The sequence below is a fragment of the Streptomyces sp. NBC_01723 genome, assembly GCF_036246005.1.
Lineage (GTDB): Bacteria > Actinomycetota > Actinomycetes > Streptomycetales > Streptomycetaceae > Streptomyces.
The window spans coordinates 2,474,608-2,486,044 of the sequence record NZ_CP109171.1 but is presented as its reverse complement, the minus strand read 5'-3'; the positions used below and the strand labels follow the sequence as shown (position 1 = coordinate 2,486,044).

Sequence of the window (11,437 nt, the reverse complement as noted above, 5' to 3'; positions counted from 1 at the left end):
CCATACGACGACGCGAAGTGAGGCGTGGATGAGCAGAGGACCAGTCGGACGCGGGGCGACCCTCCTGTCGGCGGGGCTCGTGATCGCGTTGCTGCCGACCGGGACGGCGGCGGCACAGGATCCGCCCCCGGAGCCGGCGCACCCCCCGGCCGCCGTGGCCCGGGACACCGCGGCCCGCACCGTCACCCTCGTCACCGGCGACCGGGTGACCGTCACGGAACTCGGCGGCGGACGGAAGACCGTCACGGTCGAGCGGCCCGAGGGCGCCGACGGCGCCGTGCACACCCGCAGTTCAGGCGGCCGGACCACCGTCGTACCCGACGAGGCCCTGCCGTACCTGCGCGACGGCAGCCTCGACGAACGGCTCTTCGACGTCGGTGAGTTGCTGGATCAGGGCCTCGCCGACACCGAGACCGGCACGCTGCCGCTGATCGTGACCTACGAGAAGGGCGCCCGGTCCGCCACCCCGAAGGGCACCGAGCGGACGCGGGCGCTGCCCAGCGTGCGCGGGGCCGCGGTGGAGGCCGGCAAGGGGCGCGTTTTCTGGCGGGAATTCACCCGTGGCGCCGGTGTCGACGGGGTGTGGCTCGACGGCAGGGTCACCGCGGCCATGGCCGAGTCCAACGCGCAGATCGGCACCCCGGAGGCCTGGCAGGCCGGGCTGACCGGCAAGGGCGTCACCGTCGCCGTGCTGGACAGCGGCGTGGACGCGGGCCACCCCGACCTGGCCGGACGGGTCACGGAGAGCCGGAGCTTCATCGCGGGGGAGGAGGTCGCCGACCGCAACGGGCACGGCACGCACGTCGCCTCCACCGTCGGCGGCAGCGGCGCGGCCTCCGACGGCAAGGAGAAGGGCGTCGCGCCCGACGCCGCGCTCGCGGTCGGCAAGGTGCTGAACGACTCCGGTTCGGGCAGCGAGTCGGAGATCATCGCCGGCATGGAGTGGGCCGCCCGGGACGTGGACGCCGACATCGTCTCCATGAGCCTCGGCTCGACCGAGCCCAGCGACGGCACCGACCCGATGGCCGAGGCCGTCAACAGCCTGTCCCGCGAGACCGGCGCCCTGTTCGTCATCGCGGCCGGCAACACCGGCGCCCCGTCCTCCATCGGCTCGCCCGGCGCGGCCGACGCCGCGCTGACCGTCGGGGCCGTGGACTTGGCGGACGAGGCGGCCTGGTTCACCAGCGCCGGACCCCGCCACGGCGACCAGGCGCTCAAGCCCGACCTGTCCGCACCGGGCGTCGGCATCCTCGCGGCCCGGTCCCGGCTCGCCGAGGGCAGTGGCGACTACATCGCCATGGACGGTACGTCGATGGCGACGCCGCACGTCTCGGGCGTGGCCGCCCTGCTCGCCGAGCAGCACCCCGACTGGACCGGCGCGCGGCTCAAGGACGCGCTGATGTCCACGTCGAAGGGGCTCGACGCCTCCGCGTACCAGGTGGGCGCGGGCCGGGTGAGCGTGCCGGACGCCATCGCGGCCGACGTCACCGCCACGGGCAGCGCCGACCTCGGCTTCCACGCCTGGCCCCACGACGACGACGAGCCCGTCGCGCGCACCGTCACCTACACCAACTCCTCCGACAACGCTGTCGAGTTGCAGCTCTCCGCGCAGGGCGCCCCCGAGGGCGTCGTCACTCTCGCCGACACCGCCCTCACGGTGCCCGCGCACGGCACCGCCACCACCACCGTCACCGGCGCCGCGTCCAAGGCCCCGGCCGGGACGACGAGCGGCCGGATCGTGGCGTCCGGCGCGGACGGAAAGCCCGTCGCGCACACGGCGTTCGGGCTGGTCAAGGAGGACGAGCGGTACACGCTGACGGTGCGCGTCAAGGACCGTTCCGGTGCCGCCTCCCCGGCCGACCTGGTCGTCCAGCACCTCGCCGAGGGCGTCGACCCCGTCCCCGCGCACGTCGGCGACTCCGGCACCCTGGAGCTGCGTCTCGCGCCGGGGACGTACAGCCTGACCTCGTTCCTCGACGTGCGCGGCAGCCATGGCGCCGACTCGCTCGGACTCGGGTTCCTCGCCGCGCCGGAGGTCGTCCTCGACCGGGACCGCGAGATCACCCTGGACGGCACGGAGCTGCGGGAGATCAGCGCGGACGTGCCGAAGCGCACCGAGACCCGGCAGCTGCTCATGGAGTACGACCGCAGCGCCGGCGGCGCCGACCTGTTCGGCGCGGTCCAGGTGCCGCTGAAGTACGACAGCATCTTCGCCGCACCGACGAAGGAGGTCACCGAGGGCCGCTTCGAGTACCGGACCGTGTGGCGGCTCGGCAAGCCGCAGTTGGAGGTCAAGGGGCTCGGCGAGGCCGTCGTCCAGCCGGGCGGCACCCTGACCGAGGGCCGCGGCCGGCTGCCGCTGGTGGACGTCGGGGGCGGCCCCTTCCCGGCGGGGGTCCGGGGCAAGGCGGTCCTCGCGCGGCTCACCGAGGGCACCGAACCGGCCGCCCTCGCGCAGGCCGCCCAGGACGCGGGCGTGAAGGCACTGTTCGTCACGGACGACGCGCCCGGCCGTCTGATGGCCTGGTGGGGCACGGACGACAACGCCGACCGGCCGCTCCAGATCGCCACGGTCGACGCGGACGACGCCAAGCGGCTGCGGAAGGCCGGGCGGGTCGACATGACCGGCACCCGCGACACGCCCTACGTGTACGACCTGTCCGAGGGGCACCCCGGTGCCGTGCCCGACCGGGACCTCACCTACGAGCCCGGGCGGCGCGGCCTCGCCGAGGTGCGGACCCGGTACCACGGGGCCGAGCCCGCGAGCGGCGGCGAGTTCCGGTACTCGATCACCGACACGTTCCCGATCGGCCTCGGTTTCAAGGAGCGGATCGCCTACCCGGCCGAGCGCACCGAGTACGTGTCCACCGGTCCGGGCCAGCTGTGGCACGAGTCCGTGACGAGCGCCGGGGAGGCGCTGGAGGAGCGGAGCGGACTGGTCCGGTACCGGGGCGGTGACCGCACGGAGCTGAACTGGTTCAAGCCGGTCTGGCACCCGTACCTCGGCACGGGGCTCGGCTGGGGGCAGCAGCGCGCGGGCAGCCGGCTCCAGTTCAACGCCCCCGGGTGGGGCGACTCCGGTCCCGACCACACCGGCTTCGGCGACGTGTGGAGCGAGGAGAGCGGGATGACGCAGACCACGTCGGTGTACCTGGACGGCGCACTGGTCGACGAGGGGCCGAGTTCCGCCGCCTACGTGGACGAGGCGCCGGCCGACGAGCACACGTACCGGCTCGTCACCGACACCGCGCTCGACGCGGCACGCTGGCCGCTCGCCACCGAGGGGCACGCGGAGTGGACCTTCCGCTCGGCCGAGACCCCGGACGACCGGTGGACCTTCCTGCCCCTGATCAACCTCTCCTTCGACGTCGACACCGACCTCGCGGGCGAGGTGCGCGGCGGCAAGAGGCTGCGGGTCGGGCTCGGCGCCGAGTACGTGGCGGGCGCCGCCGGCACCGGCCGGATCGGCGACGGCCGTCTCGAGGTGTCGTACGACGACGGGAAGTCCTGGCGGAAGGTGCCGCTGCGCGACGGTGACGGGACGGCGTCCTGGCGCGGGACGCTGGACGTGCCGCGCGACGCCGAGCGCGTCTCGCTGCGGGCCTCGGCGCGCGACGACCGGGGCGGCTCGGTCACGCAGGAGATCGTGCGGGCCGTGGCCGTGCGGTGACACGCGGACGGCGCCGCCTCCCTGGGACGGGGAGGCGGCGCCGTCGGTTTCTCGGACCGTCAGACCAGCCAGCCGACGAAGTGGACGATGCCGGCGAGGATGTCGGTGAGAAGGTTCATGATCGTGCAGCTCCTTGCGCTGTGCATGTGTGGGACCTACTGGGGACATGTGCGTCGACTACGGTCTGCAGCCCGTTGCCTGCACACCGTCAGTATCGTTGGTCCCTGCAGTCACATACGCTCCCCAGAGCGACGATCACCTGTTCCAGGGAACAACTGATCGCCTGTTCGGATCACGCCCAGCTCGGCCAAGTCCTGTGGACGCACCAGCAGTTGGTCCGCCGTCGCCTCCACCTCCTCGGGCCCTCGCTTCAGGATCGCCGCCGCGAGCTCCGGCGCGATGACGGAGAAGTAGCTGTCCGGGGTGGCCCAGGTGCGTCCGGGCGCCGCGAGCGCCAGCGCCCCGCCCGAGCCGCCCTCGCCGATCACCAGCGTGGTCACCGGTGTGCGCACCGAGGCCATCACCCCGAACAGCTCGGCGATCGCCGCGCCCACGCCCTGCCGTTCCGCCGCCGCGTCGTTGGCCGCGCCCGGCGTGTCCACCAGGGTCAGCACGGGGATGCCGAGCCGCTCCGCGAGACGGATCAGCCGGGTGGCGGTGCGGTACCCGGCGGGCCCGGTCGCCGTCCCCGTCTGGGCGGCGTACGCGACCGTCCGCCCCGCGTGCTCGCCGAAGCCGCACAGCATGCCGTCCGGGTCGGTGCCGCCGCAGCGGTCCCCGACGAGGGCGACGCGGTGGGTGAAGTAGGCGTCCAGGTAGGCCCCGGCGCGCGGACGGCCGGGTCTCCGGGCCCGGCGGACCGCGTCCCAGCCGGTGGCCGGGAGGTCCCGCGCCCCCAGCGGTCCCGGCACCGGCGCCGGATCGCCGGACGGCGCCGTCAGCAGCCGCAGCCACCGGCCCAGCGTGCCGCGCAGCTCGTCGGCCGGTACGACCGCGTCCGCGCTGCCCGCCGCCACCTGGGCCTCGGCCGTGTACGCCGCCGGATCGGCGTCCGGCGGCCGGACCCGGGAACCGGCGAAGCCGACCTGGGCGCCGGGCAGCGCGAGGACCACGTCGGCGCCCGCGCCCAGGGTCGCCCAGCCGCCGCCGGTGGCCGGGTCCCGCACCACCGCGATCTGCGCCAGCCCCGCCTCCCGGGTGAGCGCCGACTCCCGCGCCACCCGCTGGAGCTGGGTCAGCGCGAGCATCCCCTCCTGCATCCGGCTGCCGCCGGTGGCGACCAGCGGCACGACCGGCAGCCGGTGCGCGCGGGCGTACGTGTACGCGGCCTCCAGCCGGTCGCCGGTGCGCCGGCCCAGCGAACCGCCGAGGAACCCGAACTCGAACGCGACGAGCACGGCCCGCACACCCGCCACGTGCCCGGTGCCGCAGACCACCGACTCCTCCTCGCCGGTGCGCTCGGCGGCGCGGGCGCGGGCGGCGTCGTAGCCGGGCCAGCCCAGCGGCCCGTCGGGCGCCGACCGGCCCTCGGGGTGGGGGAGTTCGGTGAAGTCGTCGGTGACGAGGGCGAGGAACTCCCGCGCGGACCGGCGGTCAGTCACGGTTCAGCGCCCGCTTCATGATCTTCCCCATGTCGTTGCGGGGCAGCGCGTCGAGGTAGCGGACCACGCGGGGGCGCTTGTGCGGGGCGAGCCGGGCGGCCACGTGGTCGGCCAGCGTCTCCAGGGCCGGCGGCGCCCCGGGGTCGGCGGGCACGATCCACGCCACGATCCGCTCCCCGAGGTCCGGGTCGGGCTCACCGGTGACGGCCGCCTCCCGCACCCCCGCGTGTTCGAGGAGCGCGTTCTCGATCTCGCCGGCCCCGATCTTGTACCCGCCGCTCTTGATCAGGTCGGTGGCCTTGCGGCCGACGATGCGCACGTAGCCGTCGGGGTCGCGCACCGCCATGTCGCCGGTGCGGAAGAAACCGTCGCCGGTGAAGGCGGCCGCGGTGGCGTCGGGGCGGTTGAGGTACTCGGTGAACAGGTTCGGGCCGCGCACCTGGATCTCGCCGACGCTCTCCCCGTCCGGCTCCGCGATCGGCGTGCCGTCCTCCTCCACCAGTCGCAGCTCCACCCCGGGCAGCGGCACGCCCACGGTGCCGGCGCGCGGCTCGCCGTCCGCCCGCACGCTCGTGTTCATCAGCGTCTCCGTCATGCCGTACCGCTCGATCACCCGCCGGCCGGTCGCGGCGGCGATCCGCTCGTGGTCGTGCACGGGCAGTGCGGCCGACCCCGAGACCAGCAGCCGGGCCCCGGACAGGGCCTTCGCCAGCTCCGGGTCGCCGGGCAGCGACTCGGCGATCCGGTGGTACATCGTCGGCACCCCGAACAGCATGGTCGCGCCGTCGTTCAGCTCCCGCGCCGCACCCTCGGCGGAGAACCTGCCCAGGTGCCGTACGCTGCCGCCACGCCGCAGCGGCCCGAGGATGCCCAGCACGAGCCCGTGCACGTGGAACAGGGGCAGCCCGTGCACCAGCACGTCGTCGCCGGTCCACTGCCACGCGTCGGCGAGCGCGTCCAGGGTCGTCGAGAGCGCGCGCCGGGGGATGACGGCGCCCTTGGGCGGACCGGTGGTGCCGGAGGTGTAGACGACGAGCGCGGGGTCCCCGTCGTCGGAGCGGTCCTCGGGCACCGGCCCGGTGGCGTGCGCGTCGACGTCGACGCGCTCCAGGGCGCCCAGGGCCGGCGGGAGTTCGGCGTCCGGAGCGGCCAGGACCAGCGACGGCTCGCTGTCGGAGAGGATGTGCGCCAGTTCCTTGTCGCCGGACTTCGGGTTGAGCGGTACCGCGGGGACCCCGGCCAGCAGCGCCGCCACCACGGCGACCGCGGTCTCCATCGCCGGTGTCGCCCAGACGGCCACCCGGCCGGCGTCCCCCATCCGCCCGGCCGTGGCGCCCGCGGCGGCGGCGAGTTCCGCGTACGTCAGTGAGCGCTCGCCGAACCGCAGGGCGGGCCCGTCGGCCGGGGTCGGGAAGAGGGCCGGGAAGAGAGAGGACACGCGTCGTACTCCTTAGCTGTTGCTCACGGTTGCCGGTCTTCCGAGGGGCCTACCCGAAGCCGGGCACGACCAGTACGAGCCACGCCAGCGCGGGCACGGCCGCCACCACGATCCCGCCGTACACCATCAACTGCCGGAAGAAGCGTTCCCGGTCGACGTCCGGCGCCGCGGCCAGCACCAGCGCGCCGTTGGTCGAGAAGGGGCTGACGTCCACGACCGTCGCCGACACCGCGAGCGCCGCCACCATGCCGACCGCGCCGATCTCGCCCTGCGCGAGGAACGGCACCGCCAGCGGGATCAGCGCGCCCATGATGCCCACGGAGGAGGCGAAGGCCGACACGATCGCGCCGATGTAGCAGAGCAGCACCGCGGCCAGCAGCGGGACGCCGATGCCGCCGACGCCCTCACCGGCCCAGGTGATGGTGCCCATTTCCTCCAGCACGCCGACGTAGGTGAGGACACCGCAGATCAGCAGGACGGTGGACCAGGCGATCTCACCGACCGCGCGGCGGCTGTCGTCCGGCCAGGCGGTGCTCAGCACCACGGCGAGGCTGACCGCGGTCAGACCGGCGTCCAGATCGAACCCGAGGACGGCCACGACCAGGGCGACCAGGGCGACCAGGGTGGCGATCCGGGCGGGGGTGAGGCGGGTGGCGCCGCCGGTGCCGTCGGTGTCCTGGCCGTGGCGCACGGCGACGGCGGTGGGGGCGGTTCCCGCGGTGCCGGTGCCCTCGCCGGGGCCCTTCTCGGCGCCCCCGCCGGCACCCGTCCCGGTCGCCTCGGTCGGGCCGTCGCCGTCCACCGGCACCGACCCCCGCGCCCACAGCTTCCGCCCGCCGAGCACCGCGAACAGCACGGACGCGATGAGGAGGTTGGCGATCAGGGAGGCGAGGAAGAGGCCGACCTCGCTGCCCGGCAGGCCCTCGCGCTCGACGATGCCGTTGACGATCGAGCCGTAGATGCTGATCGGCGAGAACCCGCCGGCCTGCGCGCCGTGCACCACCATCGTGCCCATGAGCAGCGGGCTGATTGCGTACCGGGTGGCGAAGCTCAGCGCGATCGGCGCGACGATGGCCACCGCGGCCGGACTGACCGCGCCGATCGCCGTGAGCGCCCCGGTGAGCGCGAACATCACCCAGGGGATCAGCGCGACCCGCCCCCTGACCAGCCGGACGGCCGCGTGCACCAGCCAGTCCGTGGTGCCGTTGGCGCGGGCGATCGCGAACAGGTAGGTGACGCCGACGAGGACGACGAAGAGGTCGCCGGGGAAACCGGCGAAGATGCCGTCCGCGTCGAGGTCGGCGACGAGCGTGCCCACCCCGAAGGCGGCGGCGAAGGCGAGGGCGCCCATGTTGACGGAGCGGGTGGTGGCGATGACGAACACCACGACCAGGACGAGGATCGAGACGAGTTCGGGGGACATGCGGGGGCTCCCGGGTGCTGTCCTGATGGAAAACCTGACTGGCTGAGTGGCTGAGCCACTTGGGAGGTGCGGTTGGCAGGTCAGCGTGGGCCCCGACCGGAGCGCCGTCAAGGGGTCGCGCAGGAATTGGCTCAGCCACTCGGCCACCGGGAGCCCGGTGCTAGGCTCCCGAAGAGAGGGGGATCTCCGTGACCGACGCCCTGCGCCCGATGACCAAGCAGCGCCTCTACGAGCAGGTGCTGGAGCGGCTGCGCCAGTACGTCACCGACGGCGGCCTGCGGGCCGGCGACCGGCTTCCGCCCGAACGGGACCTCGCCCAGCGGCTCGGCGTCAGCCGGGCCTCCGTGAAGCAGGCCATCGTGGTACTCGAGGTCCAGGGCCTGGTGGAGGCGCGGCACGGCGGCGGGACGTACCTCGTCCGGGACAGCCTCGACGTGGAACCCGTCGAGAAGATGGTCGAGCGCCGACGACGCCTGCCGGATGTCCTGGAGGCCCGCGAGGCGCTGGAGACGAAACTCGCCGAACTCGCCGCGGAGCGCCGCACGGAGGACGACGTGGCCGCGATGCGGGCCGCGCTGACCGTGATGGCCGAGGAGATCGAGCGGGGCGAGGACGGGGTCGAGGGGGACCGCCTGTTCCACGCGGCGGTGACGGCCGCGGCGCACAGCAGTCTGCTCGCCGAGTTCATGCGCTCCATCGCCCACCAGATCGCCGAGAGCCGCACCGAGTCGCTGCGCCAGCCCGGCCGGCCCGGCCGCTCGCTGGCCCAGCACCAGGCCATCCTCGACGCGATCGCCGCCGGGGAGCCCCGGCACGCGGCCACCGCGATGCGCCGTCACGTCCGCACCGTCGCCAAGGTCCGCCTGCTGGACTGGGACCCGGAGGACGAGCGCTGACCGCGGCCCCGGACAGCCGCTAGCCGAGGGGCGTCCGGCCGGTGACCGCCGTGCGCTGGAGCAGCCCCCACGTGAACTCCGCGACCACCTCGTGGCGTACTCCGTCCCGGTCCGGGGCGGTGAAGGCGAGGCCCCAGCGGGTGGGCGCCGAGCCCTGGAGCGGGCGGGCGGGGGCGAAGGCGCGGGCCGCCTCGTCGACCGTGCAGGACCACGGGGTCAGGTCGTCCAGGGTGCGCAGCTCCGGTGGGTCGGCGCCGGGCGCGCGCACCAGCCACTCGTTCCAGACCACGCCCCCGTCCGCCACGAGTGCCTCGAAGCGCAGGTCGGGCCAGAGGGGCAGCGCCCACTGCCGGGCCTCGCACTCCAGGTCGCCGATCCGGCGGGGAGCCGTCGACTCGGGTTCGCCCAGGACCGAGCGGTAGCGGGCGGCGGCCGAGCGGGAGCGCGGCGAGCGGAGCATCGCCTGCCAGCGTTTGTTGGCCTCCCGCATCTCGGCGAGCGAGGCACCCAGCTCGCGCCGGGCGTCCTCCACCGGGCCGGGGTTGTGGTCGGCCATGCGGCGCAGCAGCACCAGCTGGAAGTCGCGCGGGGTGAAGGGGCCGGCGGGCTGCTTTCCGGTGGGCATGGGGACCATCGTGGACCATGAGCGGAGCCCATCGTGGACCATGCGCGGCGACGCAGGGCCATTGCCCCGGCAAACACGATATGAGTAGCCTGTGTTCGCGATTACGACCGCTTGTTGAAATCTCGAACATACCTAGGGAGGGGGCCGGACATGGGACGTCTCGTACCCGCCGTGACCCGGGCTCTCGACATACTGGAGCTCTTCCTCGACGGGGACGGCACGCTGTCCGCCCCCGACATCGTGCGCCGGCTCCAGCTGCCCCGGACCACCGTGCACGAGCTGGTCACCACGCTCGCCGCCCGCAAGTACATCGTCCCGGTCGCCGGGCAGCCCGGACGGTACCGGCTGGGCGTGCGCCCGTACCAGCTCGGCGCCCGCTACGCCGAGCACCTCGACCTCGCCGCCGAGGGCCAGCAGGTCGCCCGGAGCGTCGCCGAGACCTGCGACGAGACCGTGCACGTGGCGATCCTGGAGGACACCGACGTCATCTACATCGCCAAGGTGGACTCCACGCACGCGGTGCGCATGGTGTCCGCGGCCGGACGCCGGCTGCCCGCCCACTGCACGTCCGTCGGCAAGATGCTGCTGGCCTCGCTGCCCGAGCCGGAGGTCGCCGCGCGCTTTCCCGACGGCACCGAGCTGACCGCGATGACCCCGAACAGCATCACCGACCCGGCCGCCCTGCGCGAGGCCCTGGCCGGCGTCCGCGAGCGCGGCACGGCGGTGGAGAGCCGCGAGTCCAACCCGGACGTCTCCTGCGTGGCCGCCCCGGTGCGCGACCGCACGGGCCGGGTCGTGGCCGCGCTGTCGATCTCCGTGCCCATGATCCGCTGGAGCGAGGAGCGCCTCGGCGAGCTGGAGGAGCTGGCCGTCAAGGGCGCCGCCGAGCTGTCCGAGCGGCTCGGACACCGGGGGGCGGCGTGACGGCGGGCGGTACGGCGTACGAGGTGGCCGTCCGGGCGGAGGCGGCCCTCGGCGAGGGGCCCACCTGGGACCCGGCGACCGGCGGGCTCCTGTGGATCGACATCCTGAACTCCCGCGTCCACACCTACGACCCGGCCACCGGGCGCCGCACGGTGCGCCGCACGGACCAGCACGTGGGCGCCGTGAAGCCGCGCGCGGGCGGTGGGCTCGTCCTCAACCTGCGCGACGGGATCGGGCTGCTCGATCCCGACGGCGCCTTCCGCTGGCTGCACCGCGAGGCCGTTCCCGGCCGCCGCGCCAACGACGCCGCCGTCGCCCCCGACGGCAGCCTCTGGGCGGGCACCATGCGCTACGACGAGGCGGCGGGCGGCGGCACGCTGACCCGGTTCACCGGGGACGGCACGGCCGAGGCCGTGCTCGACGACGTGACGGTGAGCAACGGCACCGGCTGGAGCCCCGACGGCCGGCTGATGTACTACGTCGACACCCCGACCCGGCGCATCGACGTCTTCGACACCGACCCCGCCGACGGCCGGATCACGGGCCGCCGTCCGCTGGCCGTGATCGAGGACGGCGCGGGCTTCCCCGACGGCCTGTGCGTCGACGCCGACGGCGCCGTCTGGGTCGCCCTGTGGGACGGCGGCGCGGTACGCCGCTACACGCCGTCCGGCGCCCTCGACCGCGTGCTCCCGCTGCCCGTCCCGCGCGTCACCGCCTGCGCCTTCGGCGGCCCCGGCCTGACCGACCTGTACATCACGACGGCCCGCGTGGGCCTGCCGGCGCCGCCCCCGCTCGCGGGTTCCCTCCTGGTGGTCCCGGACGCGGGCCGGGGTCTGCCGCAGCCGGCGTTCGCGGGCTGA

Annotated in this window: 8 protein-coding genes; 4 read left to right on the top strand and 4 right to left on the bottom strand. The window is 74.7% G+C overall.

Features of this window, described 5'->3' with window-relative positions; translation table 11 throughout:
* The first annotated feature begins 28 nt into the window (after nt 1–28).
* Nucleotides 29–3,670, top strand: a complete 3,642-nt coding sequence (locus tag OIE75_RS11650; protein ID WP_329470684.1) for a S8 family serine peptidase — start codon at nt 29–31, stop codon at nt 3,668–3,670.
* A gap of 230 nt (nt 3,671–3,900) precedes the next feature.
* Here OIE75_RS11650 and OIE75_RS11645 read toward each other — a convergent pair whose 3' ends face one another.
* From OIE75_RS11645 to OIE75_RS11635, 3 genes are read right to left on the bottom strand one after another with little or no spacing between them, the layout of a single operon-like run.
* A complete protein-coding gene (locus tag OIE75_RS11645) occupies nt 3,901–5,271 on the bottom strand; it encodes a carboxyl transferase domain-containing protein (RefSeq protein WP_307011864.1) in 1,371 nt (456 codons plus the stop codon).
* A complete protein-coding gene (locus OIE75_RS11640; protein ID WP_329470681.1) occupies nt 5,264–6,709 on the bottom strand; it encodes an acyl-CoA synthetase in 1,446 nt (481 codons plus the stop codon). Before OIE75_RS11640 ends, OIE75_RS11645 begins: the two co-directional genes overlap by 8 nt.
* 49 nt (nt 6,710–6,758) lie before the next feature.
* On the bottom strand, nt 6,759–8,132 hold the full coding sequence (locus tag OIE75_RS11635) for an SLC13 family permease (protein WP_329470679.1): 1,374 nt from the start codon (nt 8,130–8,132) through the stop codon (nt 6,759–6,761).
* Nucleotides 8,133–8,320: 188 nt separating this feature from the next.
* Here OIE75_RS11635 and OIE75_RS11630 point away from each other — a divergent pair, with 188 nt between their 5' ends.
* A complete protein-coding gene (locus OIE75_RS11630; RefSeq protein ID WP_161326496.1) occupies nt 8,321–9,028 on the top strand; it encodes a FadR/GntR family transcriptional regulator in 708 nt (235 codons plus the stop codon).
* Nucleotides 9,029–9,047: 19 nt separating this feature from the next.
* On the opposite strand, the gene OIE75_RS11625 is transcribed toward OIE75_RS11630, so the two are convergent.
* Nucleotides 9,048–9,662, bottom strand: coding sequence for a hypothetical protein (locus tag OIE75_RS11625; protein WP_443078330.1), 615 nt, complete (start codon nt 9,660–9,662; stop codon nt 9,048–9,050).
* Nucleotides 9,663–9,803: 141 nt separating this feature from the next.
* Here OIE75_RS11625 and OIE75_RS11620 point away from each other — a divergent pair, with 141 nt between their 5' ends.
* Nucleotides 9,804–10,577 carry an IclR family transcriptional regulator gene (locus tag OIE75_RS11620; RefSeq protein ID WP_234954419.1) on the top strand — a complete coding sequence of 258 codons (774 nt, stop codon included), beginning with the start codon at nt 9,804–9,806 and terminating at the stop codon, nt 10,575–10,577.
* Entirely contained in the window at nt 10,574–11,437 is an 864-nt protein-coding gene (locus OIE75_RS11615; RefSeq protein WP_307011858.1) for an SMP-30/gluconolactonase/LRE family protein, read from the top strand. Before OIE75_RS11620 ends, OIE75_RS11615 begins: the two co-directional genes overlap by 4 nt.